This is a genomic window from Nocardia brasiliensis (assembly GCF_042691675.1).
Taxonomy (GTDB): domain Bacteria; phylum Actinomycetota; class Actinomycetes; order Mycobacteriales; family Mycobacteriaceae; genus Nocardia; species Nocardia brasiliensis_D.
This window is the reverse complement of sequence record NZ_CP170507.1, coordinates 4,447,409-4,473,699: the sequence shown is the minus strand read 5'-3', so window position 1 is coordinate 4,473,699 and position 26,291 is coordinate 4,447,409. Positions and strand designations below refer to the sequence as shown.

Below are 26,291 nucleotides of genomic sequence, written 5' to 3'. Positions count from 1 at the left end.
CCGACCGGGCCGCCTGCGACCCGGCCCAGCGCCGAAACATCTACGCCGCCTTGTACTTACGCAAGTACTCTCCGGTGAGGGAAGTCGGGTGGTCGAGGAGGTCGGCGGGGGTTCCGGTGAAAACCACTTCACCGCCTGCCTTGCCGCCGTCGGGGCCGAGGTCGATCACCCAGTCGGAGTGGGCGACCACGTCGAGGTTGTGTTCGATGACGATCACGGTGTTGCCGCGCTCGACGAGACCGTCGAGTAAGGCGAGCAGGGTGTCGACGTCGGACATGTGCAGGCCGGTGGTCGGTTCGTCGAGGACATAGACGCTGCCGGTGTTGCCGAGCTGGGTGGCGAGTTTGATGCGTTGGCGCTCACCGCCGGACAGGGTGCTCATCGCCTGACCGAGGCTCAGATAGTCCAGGCCGACCTCGTTCATCGTGCGCAACTTGGTGTGCAGCGCCTTCTCCGGGAAGAACTCGAGCGCCTCTTCGGCGGTCAGCTCCAGCACGTCGGCGATCGACTTGCCGCGCAACGTCAGTGCCAGCACCTCCTCGGAGAAGCGGCGGCCGTCGCAGGCGTCGCAGTGGGTGGTCACCGGGTCCATGTAGGCGATTTCGGTGATGATCACACCGCGGCCCTCGCACTGCTTGCAGGCACCGGCGGAGTTGAAACTGAACAGGCCCGGCGATTCCCCGGTGGCTTTGGCGAACAGTTTGCGGATCGGGTCCATCAACCCCAGATAGGTCGCCGGTGTGGAGCGCGAGGAGGCGGCGATGGCGGACTGGTCGACGAAGATCGCCTCGGGATGCTCGACCACGAACACATCCCGGATCAGACTGCTCTTACCGGAGCCGGCGACCCCGGTGATCGAGGTCAGAATGCCGGTCGGGATCGCGACGGTCACGTTCTTGAGGTTGTGCACGTCGGCGCCCTCGATCAGCAAGGCACCGGTGGCCGTGCGGAAAGTGTCCTTCACCGTGAACGGCCTGCGCAGTCCCGCCCCGGTCGGGGTGTCGGCCGCGCGCAGCTCGGCGAAGCTGCCCTCGAACACGATCTGCCCGCCGTGCAGCCCGGCTCGCGGCCCGACATCGACGATATGGTCGGCGATCTGGATGACATCGGGATCGTGCTCGACCACCAGCACCGTATTTCCCTTGTCCCGCAACGCCTCGAGCAGAGTGTTCAACCGCCCCACATCCCGCGGATGCAACCCGACGCTCGGCTCGTCGAAGATGTAGGTCATCCCGATCAACGTGCTCGACAGATGCTTGATCATCTTCAGCCGCTGGCCTTCGCCGCCGGACAGCGTCGAGGTCGGCCGGTCCAGACTCAGATATCCCAGTCCGATATCGGCCACCCGCTGCAGCGAGGTGCGGATCGCGGCGGCCAGTCCGATCGCGGCCGGGTCGCTGATCTCGTCGAGCACCACCATCAGATCGGTGATCTGCAGTCCCGCCCAGTCGGCGATATTGCGGCCGTTGATCTTGGTGGCCAGTGCCGCGGCGTTGAGCCGGGCACCGTGACAGGTCGGGCACACGCCCTCGGTGAGGAACTGCCGGATCTGCTCGCGGGTCTTCTCGCTGAGCGTGGAGGTGTCGCGTTGCAGCCGGGTGCGGGTGAATTTGGTGGCGATGCCCTCGTAGTTGGCTTTCCAGGTGCCTTTGGCGAAGGTCAATTCCACCTTGCCGCCGGTGCCGTGCAGCAGATCTTCGAACTCCTCGTCGGTGTAGTCGGCGAGTTTCTTGTCCGGATCGAAACGGCCCGAATTGCCGTAGAGCTGCCAGTCGCCGCTGCCGACGCCGTAACCGGGCAGCAGGATCGCACCCTCGTTGAGCGATTTGGTCCGGTCCAGCAACCGATCCGGATCGGCGCGGACGGCGACGCCGAGTCCGTCGCAGTCCGGGCACATGCCCTGCGGCACGTTGAACGAGTAGTTGTAGACGAAACCGGCCGAGGGCGAACCGAATCGGGCGAACATCGCCCGCACCATCGAGAAGATGTCGGTCATCGTGCCCACGGTCGAGCGGGGTCCGCCACCGACCGGTTGCTGATCGATGATCACCGGCGCGGTCAGGTTCTCCATCGCCTCGGCGTGCGGGCGTTCGTAGCGCGGCAGGAAGTTGAGGATGAACGCCGGGAAGGTCGCATACAGCTGACGTTGGGATTCCACGGCGATGGTGTCGAACACGATCGACGATTTGCCGGAACCGGACACCCCGGTGAACACGGTGATCTTGTTCTTGGGGATTTCCAGCGACACGTTGCGCAGATTGTGTTCGCTGGCTCCGAGGACGCGGATGACATCGGAGGACAAAGCGGATACGGCAGAAGACATACCGAACACCATGCCATCCGATACCGACATTTCGCGCACGGCGTTGTGACGCAGATCACATTAATACTTGCCACCTATTACCGGGCGACTTCTTCGACCCGCCAGGCACTTTCGACGCCGTCACCACCGTGGCGAGCCTGCACCACGTCCCACTGCAGGACGGCCGACCGCCCTGCACCGTCTCGTGGCACCTCTGACACAAGCCCCCGACACCCCTGCCGGACCGGGGCCGCCCGAGATAAAGTCGTGAGATGGCCCCCTCGCGCGCGCACCGGACACGCAAGGTCACCGTCACGCTGCCCGAGGAACTGGTCACCACCCTCGAACACTGGCGCGCCGAAGGGCGCATCGAATCGCTGTCGGCCTTCGTCGCCGAATCGGTGCTGGCGCGGCTCAACACCGCCGAATCGCTGGCCAAACTCGAGGAAGTCTTCGGCGGGCGGCCACCGCTGGATCTGATCAACCGAGCTCGCGCCATTCAAGGTTTGCCGCCGTTATCCGAGGAGGATGCCGGCGGATCGCACGCCGGCGCCGCGTGAGGACCCCAGCCCTGGGCGGTGTCGTCTTCGACACCGCCGCCGTCGTCAGCTGGGCCAATCAAGCCCACTACGCCCAAGCGGTGGTCTGGGCGACGGTGGGCGCGGGCAACACCATCGTCGTGCCCGCCACCGCGCTGGCCGCGGCGCGCGCCCATATCCCCGACGATCGGCTCGACGTGCTCGAGGTGCTGCTGGAACTTCCGCACACCGTCATCACCGCACTCGACCGTGCCGCCGCCGAACGGCTCGGCGCCGCCTTCGCGGGCAACCCCGACGCCGAGGTGCTGCTGCCCGCCGGTCACGCCGCCGCCGAGGCCGTCGCCCGGGACTGGCCCTGTCTGACGTCACGGCCCAAGAAGCTGCGTCAGCTCGACCCGCGGGTGATCATCGACCTGCTGCCCTGACGGTGGCCGCGCCGGGCGTCACTGTCCGCGCAGCAACTCGATGACCGGCGCGAACTCCTCCATGCTGTGTTCGAGCACGGTGATGTAGCTGAATCCGTAGCGGTCGCGGTGATCGCGCACGCGGTCGGCCATTTCCTTCGGTGTGCCGAAGAGCAGGGTGGGCAGGTCTTCGGGATGGTCGGCGACATCGTCGGGCAGGGCCGGGCCGAACAATTCGAGCACGGCGGTGCGTTCCTCCGGCGGCACCACCCGCTGGATGAGGATGTTCAATTCGACGCTGTCGAGGCGGTCCCCGAGCAGCCCGCGCACGTAGTCGACGCGCTCACCCACCTCGGCGAGCCCGGCCAAGTGCAGCGGCCCGCCGTTCTCGGTCGGTGAAGCGCCGGGAAAGGCGATGATGTCGGCGTGGCGGGCGGCCAGGCGCAGAATCCGGTTACCCCAGCCCGCGATCAGCAGCGGCGGCCCCGCGGGCTGCGCCGGGCGCGGCTGATACTCCGGATCGGAGAACAAGGTACGCAATGTGGCAACCGTGTGCTCCAGGTGCGCGACGCGGGTGGCGCCGCTCTCGAACGGGATACCCGCGGCCTCGAATTCGGCCTGCACATAGCCCGCGCCCAGCCCGATCTCCACCCGCCCGTCGGTGAGCTGATCGGCGCCCGCGATATCGCGGGCCAGCAGCACCGGGTTGTAGAACGGCGCGTTCAGCACGAAGGTGTTCAGCCGCACCCGCTCGGTCGCCTCGGCGGCCAGGATCATCGACGGAAACGGCGCCGGACACCCCAGATGGTCGGCCACCCCGATCACGTCGTAACCGAGTTCCTCGGCCCTGCGGCACTTTTCGAGCCAATTGCGCCGCGAGTCGGCAGTCACCATGTTGACACCGAAACGGAACGCACGCTGCGCAGTCACCAGTCCTGTCTACCAGCAGGTGGCGCGCGACAACAGCGCCCGCGGCCATCCCGGCACCGGTCACCGATCTGCCCTAGAGTAGACGCCAGAGGTTTGCTGAATGACCGCTGATGCTCTGCCACCTGATCCGAGAGGGGTAACTCGATGACTCAGCTAGATCCCGTGGTACAGGAATTCGTGGACGCGCTCAACGCCAACGACCAGGACCGGCTCTTCGCCGCCCTCACCGACGACGCGACGATGTCCGATGACGGTGTGGAGCGCAATATCGCCCAGTGGACCGGCTCGGAGGTCTTCGGCGCCAACGGGCACATGAAGGTCGAGTCGGTCGCCGACGGCGGCACCGAACTCGTTGCCGACTACACCAATTCCCGCTGGGGCTCGATGCGCACCAGCTGGCGGTTCACCGTGCGCGACGGCAAGGTCGCCCGGTTCGAGACCGGCCAGGCCTGATAACGGCTTGCCCGCCGCCCACCCGCCTTGACATCCTGACGCTCGTGTTCGACGCGCCCCGTTACGGTACGGGCTCCCTCGCTGATCTGTTCCCCTCGCTGCTGGCCGGTTTCGGGGTGCCGGGCGAGGTCGATCGGCTCGGTCTCGGTATCACCGCCGACCGGGTCTGTGTGCTGCTGGTCGACGGTCTCGGCGCGGCCGCGCTCGCCGCCGATCCCGGTGTGGCGCCGTTCTTGTCCGGCCTGACCCCGGCCACCCTCACCGCCGGATTCCCCAGCACCACCGCCACCAGCCTGAGCTGCCTCGGTGTCGGCGTGCCACCGGGCGAGCACGGCATCATCGGCTACCTGATGCGTGTCCCCGGCCAGGATCGGCTGGTGAACGCGCTGCGCTGGCGTCTGCACGGCGAGGGCCCGAAGGTCGATCTGCTGACCGAGCTGGTTCCCGAGCAAGCCCAGCCGCTGCCCACGGTTTTCGAACGCGCTGCGGCACACGGGATCACGGTGACCCAGGTCGCCCCGAACTATCAGAACGGTTCCGGGCTCACCCGAGCGGCGTTGCGCGGCTGCGAGTTCCGCCCGAACGTCTCGGTCGGCGATCTCGTCGACGGCATCGGCACCGCGGCCCGCGCCGGTGAGCGCGCACTGGTCTACGCCTACCACGGCGACCTCGACACCACCGGGCACGTGCGCGGGCCGTCCTCGGACGCGTGGCTGCTGGAACTCGCCCACGTCGACCGCATCGCCGCCGAGATCGCCGAACGTTTGCCACCCGGTGCCGTGCTGGTCGTCACCGCCGACCACGGCATGGTCGAACTCACCGAACGCATCGATGTCGACCACCACCCGGAGTTGCGCGCCTCGGTGCGCCAGCTGGGCGGGGAACCCCGTGCGCGCCATATCTATACCGAGCCCGGCGCCGCCACCGACGTCGCGGCCGCCTGGCGGGCCACCCTCGGCGCCGACTTCGCGGTCCTGCCCCGCGCGGAGGTGATCGAGCGCGGCTGGTTCGGCCCGCGCGTCTCCGCGCGGGTCGCCGAACGCATCGGCGACCTCGTCGTCGCCGCCACCGGCACCCGCGGTGTCATCAGAAGTGGCGCCGAACCGTTGCAGTCGATCATGCTCGGCCACCATGGCTCCCTCACCCCCGCCGAACTCGACATCCCCCTGTGCATCTTCCGCGCCTGAGCGACACGAGGTCGCCCGACCCGGCACCGAACCGTGCGGTCACCCGGTGGCTCTAGGCTGAGGGGCGATCGCCGCGGATCGCCGCGCGACCGAGCATTCAGGAGGAGCACATGAACGCCACGCTGTCACGGGCCGGACGGACCGGCCTCGGGATCGCGGCGGTCGCGCTGGTGCTCGCCGGCTGCACCGACGTCCAGCGCGCCCTCAACCGCGGTGGCGACACCCCGTGCAGCGAGTACGTCAAGCAGGGCCAAGACGAAAAGCGCATGACGATCACCAAATTCGTCAAGCAGCAGACCAAGGACGACCACGAGCCCGCCGGCACCGTCGTCGACGCGACCATGGTGTCGGTCGATCTGCTGTGCGGCGCCCAGATGAACGCCGAAACCCCCATCAAGAACGCCGACGTGGCAGGCATTTTCATCAACAAGTGAACCGAACCGGCAGTCGATGCACCACCGCACCGGCTGCCGTGATCACCGGAGCGGGTGCGCCGCCAGCCACTCGGCCGCCCGTTTGCGCGAGGCCCGCGACAGCCACGCGTCCTGCACCACCTCCGACAGCTCCCGATAGGTCAGCTCACCGATCCGGCTGCCCCGCAGCAGCACCGACGGGTGACCGTCGAAATGCGCGGTGGTGAAAAACGGGGAGTCCGGATCCTGCACCATCGCCTGCTTGTCGGACTCCGAAGGCACCCAGAACACGATGACATCGGCGTAGCGTTCCCCGGTGTCCGCGTCGACGGCATCGGGGCGTGGGTTGCGGAAGAACACGAACGACTTGCCGCCGACCTGATAGACCGGGTTGCCGTGCGGGCCGTCCAGGCGCGTCACATGCGGCATGCCCGCCGCCAGTTCGTGCACGTCGGCGACCCGGGCCCGCCGCGAAACGGTAGCCATGCCAGCAGCATAATCGCCGCGCCTCGGCCGCCACGCCGGGGACGACACGGGCAACCGCATGGGGACCGTTCGGCTTGCCGTCAAACCCTCCCGTTCCCGTCGTGCGTACGCCAGAATGAGAGAGCGAATGTGAGCTCACACGACGATGGGGTTCCCCGAGGTGGCACAGTTCCGCACCCTGACCCAGCAGCGGGCCGAACTGGAAAAAGAATGGGAGCGCTGGGCGACGGCTCCGAATACCGCCGCGCCGCCACCCCGAACCACCCTGCTACGCAGCGACGTCGCGCAATCCTGGCAACGTTCACTGCACAGCGTCGACCCGGCCGTCACCGTCGCCCCCGGACTCGCCGACGTCGGCGACAAATGGTCGGAATCGCCGCTGCGCACACCGATCACCGAGCTGTCGGCCGATCTGCGCGGCATCACCGAGGACGCCGGCTATCTCGCCGTGGTCACCGACGACGCGGGCACCATCATGTGGTCGTGCGGCGACCGCACCCTGCGCAGGCAGGCCGAAGCGGTGAACTTCGCACCCGGCGGCTGCTGGGACGAAACCCACATGGGCACCAACGGTCTGTCACTGGCCTTGCACGACGACCGCGCGTGCTCGGTGTTCTCCGCCGAACACCTGGTCGCCGCCCTGCACGGCTGGGTCTGTTACTCCGCGCCGATCCACGCCCCCGACGGCCGCCAAGTCGGCGTGCTGGACCTGTCCAGTTCCTGGGACCGCTGCCATCCGGCGGTGATGACCTCGGTGCGGGCACTGGTCACCGCCGTCGAAACCATGCTGCGCGCCGCCGAACCCGCGCCCACACCGGGCGTGCGTCTCGAATGTCTGGGCACCGCACGGCTGATGCGCGACGGCCGCCCCGTCCCGCTGCCGCCGCGTCAGCTCGAGATCCTGGCGTTGCTGGCCCTCGAACCCGACGGGTTCACCCCCGAACAGTTGCACGCGGCGGTGTACGGCGATCGCGCGGTCTCCACCAGCACCCTCAAAGCCGACGTCTCGCACCTGCGTCGGGCCACCGGCGGTGAGATCACCAACCGCCGCTACCTGCTGACCGGGCCGGTCGCCTGCGATGCGGTGGACTTGCTGGCCGCCGTCGCCGCCGGCGACACCACATCGGCGGTGTGGCTGTATCGCGGGCCGCTGCTACCGGGCTCGGACACTCCCGGGGTGATGCAGTGGCGGGCGTATCTCGATGTGGGCGTGCGCAATGCGGTGCTGGCCAGCGACCGCGCCGAGCACGCGGTGGCCTTCGGTGAACGCGCACCCGGCGATATCGAGGTGCACGAACACGCGCTGCGCCTGCTGCCCCTCGACGACGTGCGCCGCGCCGTGGTCGCCGCCCGGTTGCACACCGCGTTGCGCTCGTAAGCGCCGCACACCAACCTCGCACCAACCTTCACCGGTCATAGTGGCCCTCTCAGCGTGAGTCTGTGAGGAGCGAGTGCCATGATCTACGCCAGGCCGGGTTCCGAGACCGGCATAGTCAGCTACGCCACCCGCTACGACAACTTCATCGGTGGCGACTGGGCGGCTCCCATCGAGGGACGATATTTCGACAACGCCTCCCCGGTGGACGGCGAAACATTCTGCGCGGTGGCCCGATCCGGTGCCGCCGACATCGATATGGCCCTGGAGGCCGCGCACGCCGCCGCCGAAGGATGGGCGGCCACCTCGCCCACCGAGCGAGCCGACATTCTCAATGCCATCGCCGACCGCATCGAACGCAGCCTCGAACCGCTGGCCGTCGCCGAAACCTGGGACAACGGCAAACCGGTTCGCGAAACCCTGGCCGCGGACCTACCGTTGGCCGTCGACCACTTCCGCTACTTCGCCGGCGCCATCCGCGCCCAGGAGGGCAGTGTCGCCGAAATCGACCGCGACACAGTCGCTTACCACTTCCACGAACCGCTCGGCGTGGTCGGTCAGATCATTCCGTGGAACTTCCCGATCCTGATGGCCGCGTGGAAGCTCGCGCCCGCGCTGGCCGCGGGCAACTGCGTGGTGCTCAAGCCCGCCGAGCAGACACCGGCCTCGATCATGCTGGTCGTCGAACTGATCGCGGACCTGCTACCGCCCGGCGTGCTCAATGTGGTCAATGGGTTCGGTGTCGAAGCCGGAAAACCGTTGGCCTGCAGCCCGCGGGTGGCGAAGGTGGCGTTCACCGGCGAAACCACCACCGGGCGGCTGATCATGCAGTACGCCAGCGAGAACATCATCCCGGTCAGCCTGGAACTGGGCGGCAAGAGCCCCAACATCTTCCTGCCCGACGTGATGGCCGCCGACGACGAATTCCTCGACAAGGCCATCGAGGGGTTCGTGATGTTCGCGCTCAACCAGGGCGAGGTGTGTACCTGCCCGTCGCGGGCGCTGATCCACTCCTCGATCTACGACGAGTTCCTGGCCCGCTGCATCGCCCGCACCGAGGCCATCCGGGGCGGCGACCCGCTCGACACCACCACCATGATCGGTGCCCAGGCCGGTAACGACCAGTACGAGAAGATCCTGTCCTACATCGATATCGGCAGGCAGGAGGGTGCGCGCGTGCTCACCGGAGGGGAAGCGCGCAAGGTCGACGGCCTGCCCGGCGGCTACTACATCCAGCCCACCATCTTCGAGGGCGTCAACACCATGCGGGTGTTCCAGGAGGAGATCTTCGGACCGGTGGTCGCGGTGACCCGGTTCGACACCGTCGAGGAAGCGGTGCGTATCGCCAACGACACCCTCTACGGTCTCGGCGCCGGGGTGTGGACTCGCGACGGCACCACCGCGTACCGGATGGGGCGGGCGATCAAGGCGGGCCGGGTGTGGACCAACTGTTATCACGCATACCCGGCGCACGCCGCGTTCGGCGGCTACAAGAAGTCCGGGATCGGCCGGGAGAACCACAAGATGATGCTGGATCACTATCAGCAGACCAAGAACCTGCTGGTCAGTTATTCACCGACGAAACTGGGGCTGTTCTGATGCAGCAGTATCGAACCCATCGCGTCGCGATGACCGAGCGGGCGCGAACGGTGTTGCGGCAGTTGATCGACCAGCACGGCGCCGTGCTGTTCCATCAGTCCGGCGGCTGCTGCGACGGGAGCTCACCGATGTGCTTTCCGGTGCGCGAGTTCCTGGTCGGCAGCGCTGACGTGCTGCTCGGCTACCTGCCCTGGCACACCGAATTCTGGATGACCGCAGACCAATACGAGCTGTGGAAGCACACACATATGACCGTCGACGTGGTAACCGCGCGCACCGGCGGCTTCTCGCTGGAAGCACCCGACGGTGTGCGTTTCCTGATCCGATCGCGGCTGCTCACCGACGAGGAGGCGGCGCTGTTGCCGCCCCCGCGCACCGGGGCCGATCGGATGACCTAGACCTCCGGGACGCCCGGCCGCGCGGTCGAACCGGACGACCGAGCGCGGACACGCGAACCGGCGGCGGCGTCCGCCAGGTGGGCACGACCACCTGGCGGGCGTCGAGTCACCGGCCGGGCAGGAACCGCAGGCCACGCGCGATCGTCATCAGGAACCGCTGCCACTTGTCCTGCGAAATCATCGGCGGCGCATCCAGATTGAGGAACCGGGTGACGACCACGGTCTGCGGTTCGGTGAACTTGAGCAACCCGTCCGGACCGTGCCGGCGCCCGACCCCGGAAATGCCCATCCCGCCCATCGGTGCGGCCGTGCTGCCCCACGCGGGGGCGTAGCCCTCGTCAACACAGACGGTGCCCGCGTGCAGTTGCGCGGCGATGCGTTCACCCTCGGATTTGCTGGCCGCCCACACGCTGGCGTTGAGGCCGTATTCGGTGTCGTTGGCCAGGCGGATGGCCTCCTCGACCGAATCGACCGGGTAGATCGCGACCAGCGGGCCGAAGGTTTCGTTGCGGCCGCATTCCATCTCGTCGGTGACCTCGGCGAGCACGGTCGGCTCGAAGAACAGCGGACCCAGATCCGGGCGGGCCTTGCCACCGGCGAGCACCTTCGCGCCCTTGGAGGTGGCGTCGGCGACATGCTTGGTCACCGTCTCGAGCTGTGCCTCGGAGATCAGTGACCCGATATCGGCCGAATAGTCATAAGCCGCACCGAGTTTCGCGGCCTGAACGGCGGCGACGAACTTCTCGGTGAACTCCTCGGCGATCGCGCGTTCGACATAGAGCCGTTCGATCGAGATGCACAGCTGCCCGGCATTGGAGAAACAGGCCCGCACCGCGGCCTTGGCGACCTTGTCCAGTTTCGCGCCCTTGGCGACGATCATCGGGTTCTTGCCGCCCAGTTCGGCGGAGAAGCCGATCAGCCTGCGCCCGCACTGTTCGGCCAGGGTGCGACCGGTCGCCGAGGAGCCGGTGAACATCAGATAGTCACAGTGCTCGACGATGGCGGTGCCGACCACGGTGCCCGGGCCCGGCACGACCGCCAGCAGATCGCGGGGCAGACCCGCGCGGTAGAGCAGTTCGGCGTTGGCCAGCGAGGAGAACGGGGTCTGGCTGTCGGGCTTGACGACCACGGCGTTGCCCGCGATCAGTGCGGGGATCGAGTCACCGATCGACAGCAGCATCGGATAGTTCCACGGTGCGACGACACCGACGACGCCCTTGGGCTGGGCGCGTACCGAGGTGCGGTTCAGCACCGGGAACGCGCCGGGCACACTGTGCGGGGCGAGCAGGCTCGGTGCGGTTCTGGCGAAATAGCGGGCCGCGAAGATCAGGCCCATGATCTCTTCCTGCGCCGCCCAGCGCGCCTTGCCGGTCTCGGCCTGCACCACGTCCATCAGGAACTCGCGGTTCTCGACGATCAGCGCCCGATACCGTTCCAGGACCGCGGCGCGCTCGGCGACCGGGCGCGCGGCCCATCGGGTCTGCGCGGCCCTGGCCTTGGCGAACGCGGCCGCCACATCCTCGACGGTGCCGACGGGCACGCTGCCGAGCGGGGTGCCGGTGAAGGTCTCGGCGATCGTCTTGCGCCGGCGGGCATCCGGGGTGTCGATCGCGGCCAGCGCGCTGAGCCGGTCGAAGACCGCGGCTTCCGGTGCGGGCATCGGTGCCTCCTACATAGGTGTCCCTGCGATCTCGTGTTACCGCGAGATACACACAATCTACGCCGGAGCGGCCCCGATCAGAAGTCACTGCCCTTCACACCGGCCGTTCGGCGCACAGTCCGCCGGAAATGCCGGGTTCGACCGGTATCAGCTCGGTCGCCGGGGCAAAGTCAACTCGAGTCCCACTCACCGGGACACAACGGTCGTGCGGTCCGTTTTCTGGTTTAGGTTGTGCCGATGTTCAGAGCGAGGCTCGGGGTCCGTACGCGGATTCTGGCAATCGCGCTCATTCCGAGCTTGACTCTGCTTGTAGTCGGCGTGGGCGCAGCGGGGTATCTGGTAGCCGAGGGGACCAAGGCCGAAGAGTGGGCGGTCCAGAACCAGAAGGCCATCCCGTCCACCCGCGAGTTGATGGAAGCGGTCCAGCAGGAACGGCGACTGACCCTCGCCCAACTCGCCGGCGACGACACCACCCCGCCCGCGCTCGCCGCGGCCCGCATCCGGCTCGACGGGGCCATGCAGGGCCTGATCGAAGTATCCAGTGGCCTTCGCGAGGTCGATGATTCGAAGATCGGCGACGACGTCGCCGGGTTCAACACCCTGCTCAGCCAGATGACCCAGGTGCGGATGGCAACCGACGCGGCCCAGCTGCAACCGTCGGACGCCTACATGTTCTACAACCGGATCCTCGACGTCATCTTCGTCGGCACCGAGATCGCCGAACAGAGCGCACCCGACGCCGAGATCGGTGTCGCGATCGCCGAGGGCATGCGCTTCCTCAACGCCGCCGAAGCCATGGCGCGCAGCCACGCGCTCGGCGTCATGCTCGCCAACACCGACGGACCCGCCCCGATCCCGATCGAGGAGTTCCTGCGCCAAGTCGGCTTCTACCACAGCGAAATCGGCTACCTGACCACCGAACTCGGCGCCGCCGAAGTGCAGAGCCACCGGCTTCGAGAACTCACCGGCAGCAACGCCTGGCAGCAGCTCTCGGCAATGGAAACCGCGCTCGCCCAACGTCATCTGAGCGCGAACTCGACCGGCAACAGCACCTCGTCCACCGGCTCGACCAGCTCGTCGAGCACCCGAGGGTCCACTCCCGCGCTGCCATTGTCGACGACCGAGTGGCAGAACGCCGCGGCCGAGGTCAATCGCGGCCTGGTCGACGCGTGGATCTCGCACAACCGCGAAGCCCAGGCCCTGGCCGAGGACAAGGCCGCCAACTCCGCCGCCAACTCGCTCTACGCGGGCGGTGGGGTGCTCGCGGTCAGCATCGCGGCCTTCCTGATCACCCTCGTACTGGCCAACCGCATCATCCGCAGGCTCAAGCGGCTGCGCAAACAGACCCTCGCGATGGCCGATGACCGACTACCCGAGACGATGCGCAGGCTCAACGCCGGTGAAACCATCGACCCCGCGGCCGAAACCCCCGTCCTCGACTTCGGCCATGACGAAATCGGCCAGGTGGCCCGGGCCTTCCAGCACGCGCACGCCGCGGCGATCAGCGCCGCCGTCGCCGAGGCCCGCACCCGCGAAGGCGTCAAGGCGGTCTTCCTCAACATCGCCCACCGCAGCCAGATCGTGGTGCACCGGCAACTCGAGATCCTCGACGAAGCCGAACAGCGCCAAGAAGATCCGGCCCTGCTCGACCTCCTGTTCCGGCTCGACCACCTGGCCACCCGGGAACGCCGCAACGCCGAGAACCTGACCATCCTCGGCGGCGGCCAGCCCGGCCGGCAGTGGCGCAACCCGGTCCCGCTGATGGACCTGGTGCGCAGCTCGGTCGGTGAAACCCTGGACTACGCCCGGGTTCGGGTCTCCCGGCTGCCCGAGGTGCACGTCGTGGGCACCGTCGTCGCCGACCTGATCCACCTGCTCGCCGAACTCGTCGACAACGCCACCGCGTTCTCCCCGCCCCAGTCCCGGGTCGAGGTCAGCGGCAACGTCGTCGGCAAGGGTGTGGTCACCGAGATCACCGACCAGGGCATGGGCATGTCCGAGACCGAACTCGCCCGGCTGAACGACATGCTGCGCACCCCACCGGATTTCGGTGTCGCGGCACTGTCGGCGGACGCCCGGCTCGGACTGTTCGTCGTCGCCCAGCTCGCGGTGCGCCACGGCGTCACCGTGCGACTGGCCGAATCCGACTACGGCGGCATCAAAGCGATCGTGCTCATCCCGTCCGCGCTGATCGTCACCGACCGCGTGCCCGCCCCGGCACCGGCGGAACTGACCGACCCCGGCCGACGCCGCCGCATCCCGGCGCCGGTGGCCGAACCCGGCGAATCGGCCGAACCCGCAACCGGTTCGGTCGCGACCCTGGCCATCGAATCCCCCGCACCCTACGGCCCGCGACCCCACATCGACGCACCGCCGCAGCCCGACGGCGACGGCAGACCCGCACTGCCACGGCGCAGCAGGCAGACCAATCTCGCACCGCCACTGGCCGAACCCACCCCGGCACCGGCCGCACCCGTGGCGACCACCCGGTCGGCCGAACAAGCCCGCGATCTCATGTCCGCCATCGAGAACGGGACCAGGCAGGGCCGCCGCGCCGCTGTCGTCCCGGACGAACAGGAAGGTTAGGGGTGTCCTCTTCTCCCACAGGTGATCTCAATTGGCTACTCGACGATCTCGTCGACCGGCTGGCCGGGGTACGGCACGCGGTGGTGCTGTCCACCGACGGACTGTTACTCGGCCGCTCCAGCGCGATGACCCGGGAAGACGCCGAACACTTCGGTGCCATGTCCTCGGCGCTGTACGGGCTCGCCCGCAGCGCGGGCAACCGATTCGACGGCGGCGGGGTCCGCCAGGCGGTCATCGAACTGGACCGGGCCGTGCTGTTCGTCACCTCCGCCGGCGACAACGCCTGTCTCGCACTGCAAGCCATCGAGTCCGCGAACCTGGGCATGGTGGCCTACGAGATGAACCTGACCGTCCAGCGGGTCGGCACCTATCTGTCCACCACGCCACGACGCGACCTCGTCGGACAAGGCGAGTCGAATCTGTCATGACCCACCCGCGTGAGCCCTGGTTCGACGAGGCGGCCGGCCCGCTGGTCCGCCCGTACGCGCTCACGCGCGGGCGCACCACCGGCGCCGGTCCCGAGCTGGACATGCTCACCTCGGTGGTCGTCGACGACACCGCGGGCGCACTGCGCCGGATGGAACCCGAATACGCCGATATCCTTCGGCTGTGCCGGGTTTCGCAGTCGGTGGCCGAAGTGTCGGCACAGTTGCGTTTACCGCTCGCGGTGACGAAGATCCTCGTCGGCGACCTCATCGGCGACGGACACCTGATATTCCGTGCTCCCGTTCCGACGGAAGCCGGGCCCGAAGACCTCAACATATTGCGAGCGGTACTGGATGGAATCCGAAAAATTTGACCCGAGCGGCACCCCACACCTGGCCGCCTCGGTCAAGATCCTCGTCGCCGGCGGGTTCGGTGTCGGCAAGACGACCATGGTCTCGGCGATCAGCGAGGTCGCGCCCCTGCGCACCGAGGAGCTGATCACCGAAGTCAGCACCGGCGTCGACGATCTGTCCGGGGTGGAATCGAAGACCACGACCACGGTCGCACTGGACTTCGGCAGGCTCACCATCGACCGAGACCTGGTGCTGTACCTGTTCGGCACGCCGGGACAGGACCGCTTCTGGTTCCTCTGGGACGAGCTGGCCCGCGGCGCGCTCGGCGCGGTCGTGCTCGCCGACACCCGCAGGCTCGGCAATTCCTTTGCCGCCGTCGACTTCTTCGAGCGGCGCGGACTGCCGTTCATGGTCGGGGTCAACTGCTTCGACGGCGCACCGGTGTACACCGTCGAGGAGGTGCGTGACGCACTCGACCTCGACCGGCAGACTCCCGTGCTGCTCTGCGATGCCCGCGACCGCGGCTCGTGCAAGACGGTGCTGATGACATTGGTGGAACACCTCATCGAACGCGTCCAGCGGCCGATCGTCACCACCTGAGGCAGCCGGGCCCCGACAGCCGAAAGCTGTCGGGCACAGCCGCGCTCACGCCTGCTGCAGCCAGGCGAGGAAGAACAGCACACCGGCGGCACACAACAACAGCGCCACCGGCACCGGCCAGCGCGGGCCCGCGCGTCCGAGCAGACCGCGGGCGACCCGCACCTGCAGCGTGCCCAGCCCGGCCAGCAGCAGCAACCACACCGGCAGCATCGCGATACCGATCAGCGCGTGCACCGACCACGCACCGGTCAACGTCGGCCCGCCCCAGGAGTTCTCGTAGTCGTCCGAGGCGACCAGCGGGTAGCAGACGCCGCGCACCAGACCCACCACGGCCAGGAACGCGAAGAACCAGCTCAGCAGACCCAGCGCGGCACCGAGCACCGAGTGCAGCACCGCACGCACTGCCAAACGGTCACGCGGGGTGATGGATTCGCCGAGCAGCCGCCGGGGCACCCGCAGCCGCGTGGCTACCGGGCCGAGCGCCAGTGGCAGCGCCCACAACGCGTAGGCGGCCGCGCGCAGCCACCCGAGGAGCACAGTCATACCGCCGACGGTAGCGTGTTGTGCCGAGGGCTCAACTCAATCGGCCCGCATCCACCAGGTCATCGAACAACAGTTGATCGACCGGAGGTACCAGGGCGCGATCGGCGTAACTGAACCACGCCATCTCCTCGATCTCGCTGCTGGCGGCCAGCGTGCCGTGATAGTCGCCGGTGTAGCAGCTCATCCGCACGACCAGGCCGATCGCCGGCTCGTGCACCGCCTGGTAAGTGCCGACGTGGGCGACGGTCTCCGGCCGCAACGCGACGGTGAGCTCCTCCTCGATCTCACGCACCAGCGTCTGCAGATCGGTCTCGTCCCCCTCCCGCTTCCCGCCCGGAATATAGAAGACATCCTTACCGCGCGGTCGCGCGCACAGAATCCGCCCGCCCTCGATCCGCACCCACGCCACCGTATCGATCAGCCGCCCATCCGCCACCCCCGCACCCTAACCGCCCGCCCCTCGGCACCGAACGGGACACCACCGAGCGACCACTCGCCCTTTCTCGCCGTGCTGTCCCGTTCGATCAGTGCGAAGCTCCGGCTAGCTCACCGGCTCAGTCGCTGGAAGCGGCGCACCGCCAGCGGCAGGAAGACAACCGTGAGGATCAGCGGCCAGACCAGGGCCATCAACAGTGCGTGCTGCTCGATCCAGGTGTCCCCGCTGCCGACCGGTGTGCCGAACAACTCGCGTGCCGCCGCGACCGTGGAGGAGATCGGGTTCCACGAGGCGATCGCTCCCAGCCAGCTCGGCATCAGTTGGGGCGCAACGAAAATGCTCGAGATCATCGTCAACGGGAACGCCACCGCGAACAGACCGCCCGCCGCCTCCGGGTTCGGCACCATCAGCCCGAGCCACACCCCCACCCAGATCAGCGCGAACCGCAGCCACAGCAGCAAACCGAACGCCGCGAGACCGCCGAGAACGCCACCGTCGGGCCGCCAGCCGATGACCAGCGCGGTGAGCATCAGGATCGTCAACTCGGCGCAGGCGACGATCAGATCGGTGACACCGCGCCCCGACACCACCGCCGACGGGGACATCGGCATCGAACGGAAGCGGTCGATGACACCCTTGGTGGCGTCGTGCACGACCAGCGTCGCGGTATTGATGAAGCCGAAGGCCATCGTCATCGCGAACATGCCGGGCATCAGGAAGTCCCGGTAGTCGCCGCCGCCGGGCACGGTCATCGCGCTACCGAACACATACCCGTACAGCAGCACCGACAGGATCGGGAAGCCGAGCTGCCAGGCGATGTTCACCGGTTGGCGCTGATAGTGGGTCAGCCCGCGCCGCACCACATTCCAGCAATCCATCAGCGTCCAGTAGACGCGGGATCGGGTCTTGCCCGAGGTGAGATCCATGGTGGTCATCAGGCCGCTTCCTCCGTGCTCGTGCGGTGTCCGGTCAGGTGCAGGAAGACGTCGTCGAGACTGGGCCTGCGCAGCCCGATGTCCTCGACATTGATGCCTTCGTCCTGCAGGGTGCGCGCCACCTCGGTGAGCGCGGCCACGCGATCGGTGACGGGTGCGTGCACGCGCCGCTCCACCTCGTCGATATCGGGTTCGCCGACGCAGACCCGGGCCACCACCTTGGCGACCGCGGGCAGATCGATCGCGTCCACCGCGACGACCTCGATCAGGTCGGCCCCGATCGTGTTCTTCAACCCGTCGGGGGTGTCGTCGGCGATCGAGCGTCCGTGATCGATCACGGTGATCCTGGACGCGAGTTTGTCGGCCTCCTCCAGATATTGGGTGGTGAGCAGCACCGTGGTGCCGTCGGCGACCAAGGCCCGCACCGAATCCCACACCTCGCCGCGGCTGCGCGGATCCAGGCCGGTGGTCGGTTCGTCGAGGAACAACACGTCGGGGGCGAGGATCATCGACGCCGCCAGGTCCAGCCTGCGCCGCATGCCGCCGCTGTACTTGCCGACCCCCTGGTCGCCGGCGTCGGTGAGGTCGAACCGGTCCAGCAGCTCGCGCGCCCGCCGCTTGGCCTCGGCATTGCCCAAATGGAAGAGCCTGCCGAACATCTCCAGGTTCTGCCTGCCGGTGAGCACCTCGTCGACCGCCGCGTACTGACCGGTGAGTCCGATCCGCGCGCGGACCTGCCTGGGGTACTTCGCCACGTCGAGCCCGGCCACGGTGGCGGAGCCGCGATCGAGCCGGATCAGGGTGGACAGGATGCGCACCGCCGTGGTCTTGCCCGCGCCGTTCGGTCCGAGCAGACCGTGCACCGTGCCGCGTCGCACGGTCAGATCGAACCCGTCGAGGGCGCGCTTGTCCCCATATCTCTTCTCGAGCCCCTCGGCGAAGACCGCGTAATCGTTCACTATCACCCTCCGAATCGAACCTGCACCCTAAACTGGGTACGTTGTACCCGAATAAGAGTACAACGTACCCAGTTCTTTGGCCAAGCGATTATTCTGGCCATCATGACGAGCACGGAGGCCAGCGGAAGCGGTCAGATCACGCGCACCCTCGCGCTGCTGTGGGATTCCGGTCCGCGCCCGAGCCGGGGACCGAAGCCCGGCCTGACCTTGGATCGGATCGCGGAGGCGGCGATCGAGGTGGCCGACAGCGAGGGGCTCGACGCGGTCACCATGCGCCGGGTCGCCACCCAGCTGGGCACCGGCGCCATGTCGCTGTATCGCTACGTCCCCGGCAAGGCCGAACTGCTCGGGGTGATGCTGGATCGGGTGCAACGCCCGACCGGCGAGCCCGTGCGCGGCGACGGCTGGCGGGGTGCGCTCGAGACGATGGCCTACGAGCAACTCGAACTCAACCGCCGCCACCCCTGGCTACTCCAGGTGAATCAGGCCCGCCCCGTGCTCGGCCCGAGCGCGGTCGAAGGGATGGAGGTGATGCTGTCCCGGATCCGGCCGATGGGCTTGCCCGATCGCGAGCTCGTCTCCGTGGTCATCATGATCAGCGGCTACGTCGACGGGGTCGCTCGCACCCAGCTGTATCAGGAAGAGGTGGAACGCAAGACGGGCCTGACCGACGCCGAATTCTGGGCGGCCCAGTACCCCGTCCTGGAGCGGGCACTGGCCAGCGGCCGCTACCCGGTGATGGCCTCCTTGGCCGAGGACTCCTTCGATCGGGGCTTCGACCACTTCGGCTTCGGCCTGCAACGCATTCTCGACGGGCTCGAACATTATGTCGCGCAACGGGATACGCAATAGGGGTGACGGAGAAGCAGCACTGGGGTGGCCAGGATGAGCAGGCCCGCGATCGCGATCGCGGTGCGCGGACCGGTGCTGGCGGCCAGCAGTCCCCACAGGGCGGTCATGGCGGCGATGGTGGCGTTGCTGGTTATCGACCACGCAGACAGAGTGCGGGCGGCTCGCTCGACCGGGACCTGATCGAGCCGGACCGTGGCGAACACCGGGTTGAACACGCCCATGCAGGTCACCAGCCCGAACTGAACGGCGAGGACGAGCATGAGCCCGGTGGTGCCCGGGCCGACGAAGGCCAATCCGAGCGGCCAGACCGCGCGCAGTGCCCCGACGGTGCGCAGCACGTTGTGCTGTCCGAACCGGGCGACGAATCGGCGGGCCAGCCGGGCACCGATCAGGCCGCCGAGGCAGGGCGCGCCGAATGCGATGCCGTACTGCCACGGCGTGAACCCGAGGTGGGCGAGCATGAGGACCGCGACCAGTGGCGAGCTCGCCATGATCAGGCCGTTGACCAGGATCGCGTTGAAGAACAACGGACGCAACGTGGGATGGGTCAGGAGGTAGCGCCACCCGTCGAGCACATCGCCTGCGCGCAACCGTGATTCGGCGGTGCGTACGGGAGGTTGCTCGTCGGCACCGATCGCTCGGATCCCCACCGCGGAGAGCAGAAAGCTGAGCGCATCGGCCAGCACGGCCGTCACCGGACCGAACAGCCCGATCGCGGCGGTGCCGAGCGGCGGTCCGAGCGCGGTGGCGGTCCACCTGGTCGCCTCGAATCGACCGTTGGCGACGAGCAGATCCGCGGACGGAACGAGCGTCCGGAGGAACGCGCCACTCGCCGCGGTGAATGCGTTGCCCGCCGCGGCGACGACCACCGCCACGACCAGGAGCTGACCAAAACTGAGCCAGCCCAGCAGATACGCGACCGGAACGCTGGCCAACGCCACGAACCGGACCAGGTCCATCCCGATCATGACCGGCTGCTTGTGCCGGAACTCCACCCACGGCCCCAGCGGCACCGCCAGCGCCGCACCCACCGCCAGTCCCGCGGCGGCCAGCGCCGATACCTCGGCGGGCCCGGCGTGCAGTACCAGGATCGCGATGAGGGCGAACGCATCGAACGCCAGCCAGGTGCCGAACGTGCTCACCGCATACGCCGCCCACAGCCACCCGAACTGCCGCCCCCACGACCCGCCTGTACTCATGCCCAGCCTCGCGAACTCGATCGAACAACCCGACGTTGACCCGCGATATCCAAACAACCGGCGTGGCTGCTGATCAAACAACCGCCGCACCAGCGAGCCACAACGATCAGTTGTCCGACTAACGTCTGTCGCCGTGGATCTCGATGCCGTACGCACCTTCGCCGCCGTCGCCGACGCGGGCCAGTTCCAAGAAGCAGCGGTGCAGCTGTCGATCACCCAGCAGGGCGTCTCCAAACGCATTGCCGCCCTGGAGAAGCAGCTCGGCGTGCGCCTGTTCACCCGCACCGCGCGCGGCGCCCGACTCACCATCGACGGGCAGGCGTTCCTGCCCCACGCCCGCGATCTGCTGCGGGCCGCGGAGCGAGCAGCCGCGTCCGTGCGACCCGGCCGCCGCGCGCTGCGCGTCGACGTGATCGGACGGCGGATCGCACCGGCACATCTGATGCGCGACTTCCATCGGGCCTATCCGGAGATCGAGCTGGACATCGTTGCCTTGCTCCAAGCCGACGAGGCGATCGCGGCCGTCGGCTCCGGCGAGGTCGATGCCTCCTTCCGCGCCGTCACCGTGCCCGTCCGACAGCTGCCGGACGGCATCGAGACCGTTCCCGTTCTCGACGAACCCCACCACCTGCTCACCGGACCGCACCACCGGTTCGCCACCGCCCCGGCGGTCACCCTCGAAGAGCTTGCCGGACACCGGATTTGGATACCGGGCATCGTCACCGGAACCGAATGGGCCGACTACTACGCCGAACTCGCCGCCGCGTTCGGGCTCACCATCGACGCCACCGGTCCCAATTTCGGCACCGAGGCCCTACTGGACGTGATCGCCGATTCCGCGACGGTGGCGACCTTCGTCGGCGAGCAGGCTCGACTCCTGTGGCCCGCGCACTACGATCTGCGACGCATTCCCGTGCGCAACCCGACCCCGGTCTACCCGCACTCGCTGATCTGGCGCAGCGACAACGCACACCCCCCGCTCACCACACTCCGCGACTACCTGCGGTCCAGACACCACGACAGCGCGGACGGTGACACCTGGGGTTCCGGCTACACGAAAACTCCGGATGAGTAGCCGCCGCTAGGAATTGGCGCTGTGGTGGTCGACGAGCTTGGTCAGCAGCGCGGCCAGCTGCTTGCGTTGTGCCGCGGTGAGCGGGGTGAGCAGTTCGTTCTGCAGGCCGGAAAGCACGACATCGAGTTCGTGCAGCCGCGCGGTGCCCGAATCGGTCGACGTAATGACGTTGCGCCGCTGGTCGTCGGGGTCGGGCACGCGTTCGGCGTACCCGTCGCGTTCGAGTTCGTTGAGCACCGCGACCATGTCGCTGCGGTAGATGCCGGTACGCCGGCTCAGCTCGGCCTGGCTGGACGGCCCCCATTCGGCCAGCGTGGCCAGCACCGCGTAGTGCCACTTGCGCGCGCCGATCCGGGCGAGGCCGGTCGACACCAGCCGATCGCCATGCGCCGCAGCCTGACTCAACAGCCGACTGGGCAGTGCGCGCAATCGGGGTGCCGGTGTGGTCGGGCCGACGCTTTCGCCGTCTTCCCCGATCGCGGCCAGCGGCACCCGGGCGTGCTGCTGTACCCGGACGCCTTCGGCCCGCGGCCCGTGCTGGAGCGCATGGCCCGCGAACTGGCCGAGCACGGGTACTTCGTGCTCGTCCCCAACCTGCTGTACCGGCACGGCCCAGCACCGGTGGTCGAGCTTCCCGAGCACATCGGCGAAAAGACCCGCCCCGCGCTCATCGCTAAGCTGATGCCCTTGATCCAGGCGCACACCACCGAACGCATCCTGCGCGACGCCGACGCCTACCTCGAATTCCTCACCACCCGGCCCGAGGTCGGTGCCGGACCGGTCGCCGTGATCGGCTACCGCCTCGGCGGCCTGCTGGCGATGCGCACCGCGGCGGCCCACCCCGACCGGGTGGCCGCCGTCGCCGGATTCCACCCCGCCTTCCTGGTCACCGACGCACCCGACAGCCCGCACCGCCTCGTCTCCGAGCTCACCGCCGAAGTCCACCTCGGCCTCGCCGAGGGCGACATGTCCCCCGAGGCCATCGGCGATCTCGAGCGGGCCCTCGACGGCGCGGGCGTCCGCTACACCTGCGAGGTCTACCCCGACACCGTCCACGGCTTCACCATGTCCGACACCGCCGCTTTCAACCCCGCCGCACTACAGCGCCATTGGGATCGCTGCTTCCCCTCCTCGACCGCACCCTGACCCACAGCTGAGCTGCGGACTGTGCGGCCGGGTCGGCCGCGCAGTGACAGCGATCACAGGGCAGGACAGGGCTTTACCGAGCCTTTACCATGGCAGGCAGCCAGGTTATGTCGATCGAAAGGGATACACCATGAACGATCTGATCAAGACCCTCGCGCAAGATGCCAACTGGGACAAGTGGGTAGCCGCCAACTCCGAATCCGGCACCAAGGACGGCTGCATTTCCAAGGCAGGCTGTATCTCCAAGGCGGGCTGCATCTCCTAGTCGCGGTCTCCGGGCCGAGCCGCGTTCCCGGCCCGGCCCGGACTCCCCGGACATTATGACCAACACTCCCCGCACCCGCCCGCTGCCGAGCGTCTTCGTCGATGCGATCCGCGACATCCCCTTCTACCGCGAGCACGCGGCGGCGAATTCCTTCCCGATCATCACGAAATCCGACCTCGCCGAATCTTTTCCGGATTCGTTCCTGACATCGAGGGTCCGCGCGGCACTGGAATCCGGTGCCGCACAGTATGTCTGGTCTACCGGAACGAATCATGCCCGCATGCAGCTGATCCGGCCGCCACTGTTCCTGCTGAAGACCTACTACGCGGTATGGCGGGACCACCCGGAGATCGGTGACACTTTCGCCGCCGGTGTCCCGCGCATCTCCGTCACCACCCGGTTGGCGACCGACCACGTGGCGCGGATCAACGAAGCCAAGGGCGGCACGCCGGCCGATATCGCACGGCGGTGGCTCGACGACCGCACCGTGTATGTCAATCAGGAGCTGGACCCGGCACGCTGGACTCCGGCGGCCGTCGACCAGATGCTGACGGAGATCGATACGGTGTGCGCCGAAAGAGGTAGCGGCCGTTATCATCTCGATTGCTCGTCCTACCATGCGGCCTACTTGCTGCAAGCGGCCGGTGACCGGTTCGCGCAGCCGGTCAGCGCCATCCACGGCTACGAATTCACCCCGCGCAACGTCCGGCGCTTCCTGGCCGAACGGCTCGACTGTCCGGTGATCGAGCTGTTCGGTAGCACCGAGCTCGGATACCTGTATTACGGCGATACGCAGGGCCGCTACCACCCGCACCTCGGTGAGATGGAAGTCGAGCTCCAGCCGATTCCCGGCACCCGTGGCATTCACAGCCTGGTCGTGTCGAGCATCCGCAACCCGTTCATGCCGTTGATCCGCTACAACACCGGCGATTGCGTGCACACCCGGGACGGATCGTCGGATCCCGGCCAGATCGTGCGCTTCTGCGGCCGCGAGAAGGAACTGCTCGTCACCGACACCGCCATCACCTCGCAGGCCGAGCTCGACGATGTCATCGCCGACATCAGCCCACGGGTGTTCGTCTACCAGCTGCGCGTCGACGGTGCACAGTCGCGGCTGGCCTACACCACCTTCGACGGCGCGGCACTCGATCGCGCTTGCGCCGACGAACTGGCCGACGCGGCAACCAGATTGACCGGGTCGACCGTCACCGTCGCGCACCACACCCACATTCCGATCGGCAAGTCCGGCAAGTACGCCTGGCTGGTTCGATGAAGGAGCTCGCGGATGACCGAACACCAGATTCTCGGCGACCTCTACGAGGAGACGGTCCGCTATGTGCGGCAGCACAATCAGGTCGATGAGCCCACCGCCCGCGTCCAGGTCCGCGAGGCGGTGCGGTACCTGACGCTGGTCTCCGCGCACCGCGACGAGCTCAGCGGGCTGTTCCTTCCGGTCGAGCAGGCCATCGATGAGGTCTGGCACTACCTCATTCTGCAAACCCGGGAGTATGTCGATCTCTGCGAGAATCGGCTCCCCGGTGGACATTTCATCCATCACCGGTCGATCTCCTACGACGACTACGGACAGCAGCAGCCCTCGCGTGAAGTCATGATCGAGCAATTCCTGCGGTGGATTCCGCTCTACAGCCGCAGATTCGGTGAGTTCGACGCCGACGGCGGCAGATGGTGGACGATGGTGCGCTTCCTGCACGAAGAAATGGGGTACAGCCTCAGCGACATCTCGTCGCTAGCGCCTGCCGACGCGCCGACCGGCCGCTGATCGCAAACTGGCGATGATCACGATCGCCGCCAGCAGCACCTGCACGCCGAGTACCGCCACCATCGCGGTGCGATGCCCCGACGACTGCACGAGCACACCGAACACGGTCCCCAGCACGGCTGCGCCGGTCGCGATGGAAACCTGTTGCGCGGTGAGCAGCACACCACCACCCATGCCCGCCAGTTCGGCGGGAACCAGCGCCAGCAGGTGCGCGTTCATCGCGCCGAGGGTGATGCCCTGCCCGGTGCCGATCAGCAACATCGCCACACACATCAGCGGCGAACTCGCCGCCGTCACCGCGACAGCCATGCCCGCCAGACCGGCGCCTTGCACCGACGCGCCCAGCGCGATCGCGCCGACACCGAGTCGACCACGTATCCGCGGGACCGCGAACGACGAAATCAGGAACCCCAATGCCATCGGCGCGGTCAACGCGCCCGCGAGCAGCGGTGAATGCCCCAAACCCTCCTGCAACGTTTGCGGCAGCGCGTAAAGAAATCCCCCGGCGCCGGCGAAGAACGGCAACATCAGGGCAAGCGCCCAGCGCAGATCGGGGTTGGCGAACATGCCCTGCGGGATCACCGCGGGCTCGGTCGTGCCCGCCCGTCGCCGTTGCTGCGACAGCCACGCCCAGCCGACGACAACCGTCAGCACGGCCAGGGCGATCACCGCGGGCCCGAGGATCGACGACAACGACACTGTCAACAAGAACGACAACACCGTCGACGACAACAGCGCACCGCCGCGACCATCGATGTATTGCCCGAGATTCGGTTCGGTGTCCGGCACCATGCGTGGCAGCAGAATCAACGCGACGATGCCGACCGGAATGTTGATGAGGAACAGCCACCGCCACGCGTCGCCACCGATAACGTCGAGCAGCGCGCTGCCACCGATCAGACCGATGAGCGCGGAGAGGCCACTCATCGACGAATACCAACTGATCGCGCGCTCCCGGCGTTGCCCGGCCCGGGCGGTGACCAAGCCCAGCACCTGGGGCATGACGAACCCCGCGCTGGCGCCCTGCAATATTCGGCCGCCGACCAGTACCTCGAACGTGGGTGCCGCACCGCAGAGCGCCGAGGTGACAAGGAACCCGGCTACCGCCACCCACAGCACCCGGCGACGCCCGAAGCGGTCACCGACGCGACCGCCGAGGATCAGCAGCGACCCGAATCCGGCGAGATAACCGACCAGCACCAAACTCAGCAGCGCCGACCCCTGCTCGATGCCGAAGTCGCGCCGGATACCCGGTAATGCCACACCGGCGATGAACGTGTCCATCATCGGAACGAACGCACACGCGAGGATCAGCAGGATCCCCGCCGTGCGCAACTCTCGATCATCGGGCGGGGACAACGCATTCCGGGTGCGCATGCTCGGCAAATAT

General features: G+C 67.8%; 29 protein-coding genes. 18 read left to right on the top strand and 11 right to left on the bottom strand.

Annotated elements, in window-relative coordinates; translation table 11 throughout:
• Positions 1 to 40: 40 nt before the first annotated feature.
• Positions 41 to 2,323, bottom strand: a complete 2,283-nt coding sequence (locus ACFK0J_RS20640) for an ATP-binding cassette domain-containing protein (protein WP_378729632.1) — start codon at positions 2,321 to 2,323, stop codon at positions 41 to 43.
• 251 nt (positions 2,324 to 2,574) lie between these two features.
• Here ACFK0J_RS20640 and ACFK0J_RS20635 point away from each other — a divergent pair, with 251 nt between their 5' ends.
• Together ACFK0J_RS20635 and ACFK0J_RS20630 are read left to right on the top strand one after the other, a co-directional pair.
• The gene (locus ACFK0J_RS20635; protein WP_218469042.1) at positions 2,575 to 2,862 is read left to right on the top strand and encodes a hypothetical protein; all 288 of its coding nucleotides are present in this window, start codon (positions 2,575 to 2,577) and stop codon (positions 2,860 to 2,862) included.
• The gene (locus ACFK0J_RS20630; RefSeq protein WP_378729630.1) at positions 2,859 to 3,266 is read left to right on the top strand and encodes a hypothetical protein; all 408 of its coding nucleotides are present in this window, start codon (positions 2,859 to 2,861) and stop codon (positions 3,264 to 3,266) included. Before ACFK0J_RS20635 ends, ACFK0J_RS20630 begins: the two co-directional genes overlap by 4 nt.
• A gap of 18 nt (positions 3,267 to 3,284) precedes the next feature.
• Here the strand turns inward: ACFK0J_RS20630 and ACFK0J_RS20625 are convergent, their stop codons facing one another.
• Positions 3,285 to 4,175 (bottom strand): LLM class F420-dependent oxidoreductase, encoded by an 891-nt coding sequence (locus tag ACFK0J_RS20625; RefSeq protein ID WP_378729628.1) that lies wholly within the window; start codon positions 4,173 to 4,175, stop codon positions 3,285 to 3,287.
• A gap of 144 nt (positions 4,176 to 4,319) precedes the next feature.
• On the opposite strand from ACFK0J_RS20625, the gene ACFK0J_RS20620 reads away from it, so the two are divergent.
• The 3 genes from ACFK0J_RS20620 to ACFK0J_RS20610 all read left to right on the top strand — a co-directional run bounded on the left by ACFK0J_RS20620 (position 4,320) and on the right by ACFK0J_RS20610 (position 6,249).
• Positions 4,320 to 4,628: a nuclear transport factor 2 family protein gene (locus ACFK0J_RS20620; RefSeq protein WP_378729626.1), complete on the top strand. Its 309-nt coding sequence runs from the start codon at positions 4,320 to 4,322 to the stop codon at positions 4,626 to 4,628.
• A 44-nt stretch (positions 4,629 to 4,672) separates the two neighbouring features.
• Entirely contained in the window at positions 4,673 to 5,815 is a 1,143-nt protein-coding gene (locus tag ACFK0J_RS20615; RefSeq protein ID WP_378729624.1) for an alkaline phosphatase family protein, read from the top strand.
• A gap of 110 nt (positions 5,816 to 5,925) precedes the next feature.
• Positions 5,926 to 6,249 carry a hypothetical protein gene (locus ACFK0J_RS20610; RefSeq protein ID WP_378729622.1) on the top strand — a complete coding sequence of 108 codons (324 nt, stop codon included), beginning with the start codon at positions 5,926 to 5,928 and terminating at the stop codon, positions 6,247 to 6,249.
• A 42-nt stretch (positions 6,250 to 6,291) separates the two neighbouring features.
• Here ACFK0J_RS20610 and ACFK0J_RS20605 read toward each other — a convergent pair whose 3' ends face one another.
• Positions 6,292 to 6,714, bottom strand: coding sequence for an MmcQ/YjbR family DNA-binding protein (locus ACFK0J_RS20605; RefSeq protein WP_378729620.1), 423 nt, complete (start codon positions 6,712 to 6,714; stop codon positions 6,292 to 6,294).
• Between the two features lie 145 nt (positions 6,715 to 6,859).
• On the opposite strand from ACFK0J_RS20605, the gene ACFK0J_RS20600 reads away from it, so the two are divergent.
• The 3 genes from ACFK0J_RS20600 to ACFK0J_RS20590 all read left to right on the top strand — a co-directional run bounded on the left by ACFK0J_RS20600 (position 6,860) and on the right by ACFK0J_RS20590 (position 10,086).
• The gene (locus ACFK0J_RS20600) at positions 6,860 to 8,092 is read left to right on the top strand and encodes a transcriptional regulator (protein WP_378729618.1); all 1,233 of its coding nucleotides are present in this window, start codon (positions 6,860 to 6,862) and stop codon (positions 8,090 to 8,092) included.
• A gap of 78 nt (positions 8,093 to 8,170) precedes the next feature.
• Positions 8,171 to 9,688 carry an aldehyde dehydrogenase family protein gene (locus tag ACFK0J_RS20595; protein ID WP_378729616.1) on the top strand — a complete coding sequence of 506 codons (1,518 nt, stop codon included), beginning with the start codon at positions 8,171 to 8,173 and terminating at the stop codon, positions 9,686 to 9,688.
• A complete protein-coding gene (locus tag ACFK0J_RS20590; protein WP_378729614.1) occupies positions 9,688 to 10,086 on the top strand; it encodes a DUF779 domain-containing protein in 399 nt (132 codons plus the stop codon). The genes ACFK0J_RS20595 and ACFK0J_RS20590 overlap by 1 nt, the downstream gene beginning before the upstream one ends.
• Positions 10,087 to 10,192: 106 nt before the next feature.
• On the opposite strand, the gene ACFK0J_RS20585 is transcribed toward ACFK0J_RS20590, so the two are convergent.
• Positions 10,193 to 11,746 carry a succinic semialdehyde dehydrogenase gene (locus tag ACFK0J_RS20585; protein ID WP_378729612.1) on the bottom strand — a complete coding sequence of 518 codons (1,554 nt, stop codon included), beginning with the start codon at positions 11,744 to 11,746 and terminating at the stop codon, positions 10,193 to 10,195.
• Between the two features lie 237 nt (positions 11,747 to 11,983).
• On the opposite strand from ACFK0J_RS20585, the gene ACFK0J_RS20580 reads away from it, so the two are divergent.
• From ACFK0J_RS20580 to ACFK0J_RS20565, 4 genes are read left to right on the top strand one after another with little or no spacing between them, the layout of a single operon-like run.
• Positions 11,984 to 14,332 carry a nitrate- and nitrite sensing domain-containing protein gene (locus ACFK0J_RS20580; RefSeq protein WP_378729611.1) on the top strand — a complete coding sequence of 783 codons (2,349 nt, stop codon included), beginning with the start codon at positions 11,984 to 11,986 and terminating at the stop codon, positions 14,330 to 14,332.
• 2 nt (positions 14,333 to 14,334) lie between these two features.
• Complete coding sequence (locus ACFK0J_RS20575) at positions 14,335 to 14,760, top strand: roadblock/LC7 domain-containing protein (protein WP_378729609.1); 426 nt, start codon at positions 14,335 to 14,337, stop codon at positions 14,758 to 14,760.
• Positions 14,757 to 15,131, top strand: coding sequence for a DUF742 domain-containing protein (locus ACFK0J_RS20570; RefSeq protein WP_218469030.1), 375 nt, complete (start codon positions 14,757 to 14,759; stop codon positions 15,129 to 15,131). The genes ACFK0J_RS20575 and ACFK0J_RS20570 overlap by 4 nt, the downstream gene beginning before the upstream one ends.
• Positions 15,112 to 15,711: an ATP/GTP-binding protein gene (locus ACFK0J_RS20565; RefSeq protein WP_378729607.1), complete on the top strand. Its 600-nt coding sequence runs from the start codon at positions 15,112 to 15,114 to the stop codon at positions 15,709 to 15,711. The genes ACFK0J_RS20570 and ACFK0J_RS20565 overlap by 20 nt, the downstream gene beginning before the upstream one ends.
• A gap of 45 nt (positions 15,712 to 15,756) precedes the next feature.
• On the opposite strand, the gene ACFK0J_RS20560 is transcribed toward ACFK0J_RS20565, so the two are convergent.
• The 4 genes from ACFK0J_RS20560 to ACFK0J_RS20545 form a co-directional block, all read right to left on the bottom strand.
• Positions 15,757 to 16,254, bottom strand: a complete 498-nt coding sequence (locus tag ACFK0J_RS20560; protein ID WP_378729605.1) for a hypothetical protein — start codon at positions 16,252 to 16,254, stop codon at positions 15,757 to 15,759.
• 31 nt (positions 16,255 to 16,285) lie between these two features.
• Positions 16,286 to 16,690, bottom strand: a complete 405-nt coding sequence (locus tag ACFK0J_RS20555; RefSeq protein WP_378729603.1) for an NUDIX domain-containing protein — start codon at positions 16,688 to 16,690, stop codon at positions 16,286 to 16,288.
• Positions 16,691 to 16,800: 110 nt separating this feature from the next.
• Positions 16,801 to 17,625: an ABC transporter permease gene (locus tag ACFK0J_RS20550; RefSeq protein WP_378729601.1), complete on the bottom strand. Its 825-nt coding sequence runs from the start codon at positions 17,623 to 17,625 to the stop codon at positions 16,801 to 16,803.
• Complete coding sequence (locus ACFK0J_RS20545; RefSeq protein WP_378729599.1) at positions 17,625 to 18,584, bottom strand: ATP-binding cassette domain-containing protein; 960 nt, start codon at positions 18,582 to 18,584, stop codon at positions 17,625 to 17,627. Before ACFK0J_RS20545 ends, ACFK0J_RS20550 begins: the two co-directional genes overlap by 1 nt.
• A 102-nt stretch (positions 18,585 to 18,686) precedes the next feature.
• On the opposite strand from ACFK0J_RS20545, the gene ACFK0J_RS20540 reads away from it, so the two are divergent.
• A complete protein-coding gene (locus tag ACFK0J_RS20540) occupies positions 18,687 to 19,436 on the top strand; it encodes a TetR/AcrR family transcriptional regulator (protein WP_378729597.1) in 750 nt (249 codons plus the stop codon).
• Here the strand turns inward: ACFK0J_RS20540 and ACFK0J_RS20535 are convergent.
• Positions 19,409 to 20,635: an MFS transporter gene (locus ACFK0J_RS20535; RefSeq protein ID WP_378729595.1), complete on the bottom strand. Its 1,227-nt coding sequence runs from the start codon at positions 20,633 to 20,635 to the stop codon at positions 19,409 to 19,411. The two genes, ACFK0J_RS20540 and ACFK0J_RS20535, sit on opposite strands and share 28 nt — an antisense overlap.
• 133 nt (positions 20,636 to 20,768) lie before the next feature.
• On the opposite strand from ACFK0J_RS20535, the gene ACFK0J_RS20530 reads away from it, so the two are divergent.
• Positions 20,769 to 21,710 (top strand): LysR family transcriptional regulator, encoded by a 942-nt coding sequence (locus tag ACFK0J_RS20530; RefSeq protein WP_378729593.1) that lies wholly within the window; start codon positions 20,769 to 20,771, stop codon positions 21,708 to 21,710.
• A gap of 6 nt (positions 21,711 to 21,716) precedes the next feature.
• Here the strand turns inward: ACFK0J_RS20530 and ACFK0J_RS20525 are convergent, their stop codons facing one another.
• Positions 21,717 to 22,034, bottom strand: coding sequence for a MarR family winged helix-turn-helix transcriptional regulator (locus ACFK0J_RS20525; RefSeq protein ID WP_378742944.1), 318 nt, complete (start codon positions 22,032 to 22,034; stop codon positions 21,717 to 21,719).
• 60 nt (positions 22,035 to 22,094) lie between these two features.
• Here ACFK0J_RS20525 and ACFK0J_RS20520 point away from each other — a divergent pair, with 60 nt between their 5' ends.
• The 4 genes from ACFK0J_RS20520 to ACFK0J_RS20505 all read left to right on the top strand — a co-directional run bounded on the left by ACFK0J_RS20520 (position 22,095) and on the right by ACFK0J_RS20505 (position 24,901).
• A complete protein-coding gene (locus tag ACFK0J_RS20520) occupies positions 22,095 to 22,856 on the top strand; it encodes a dienelactone hydrolase family protein (RefSeq protein ID WP_378729591.1) in 762 nt (253 codons plus the stop codon).
• Positions 22,857 to 22,986: 130 nt separating this feature from the next.
• The gene (locus ACFK0J_RS20515; protein WP_263407250.1) at positions 22,987 to 23,121 is read left to right on the top strand and encodes a hypothetical protein; all 135 of its coding nucleotides are present in this window, start codon (positions 22,987 to 22,989) and stop codon (positions 23,119 to 23,121) included.
• 55 nt (positions 23,122 to 23,176) lie between these two features.
• A complete protein-coding gene (locus ACFK0J_RS20510; RefSeq protein WP_378729589.1) occupies positions 23,177 to 24,394 on the top strand; it encodes a hypothetical protein in 1,218 nt (405 codons plus the stop codon).
• Positions 24,395 to 24,406: 12 nt separating this feature from the next.
• Positions 24,407 to 24,901, top strand: a complete 495-nt coding sequence (locus ACFK0J_RS20505) for a hypothetical protein (RefSeq protein WP_378729587.1) — start codon at positions 24,407 to 24,409, stop codon at positions 24,899 to 24,901.
• Here the strand turns inward: ACFK0J_RS20505 and ACFK0J_RS20500 are convergent.
• Positions 24,869 to 26,278: an MFS transporter gene (locus ACFK0J_RS20500; RefSeq protein ID WP_378729585.1), complete on the bottom strand. Its 1,410-nt coding sequence runs from the start codon at positions 26,276 to 26,278 to the stop codon at positions 24,869 to 24,871. The two genes, ACFK0J_RS20505 and ACFK0J_RS20500, sit on opposite strands and share 33 nt — an antisense overlap.
• Between the last annotated feature and the right edge of the window lie 13 nt (positions 26,279 to 26,291).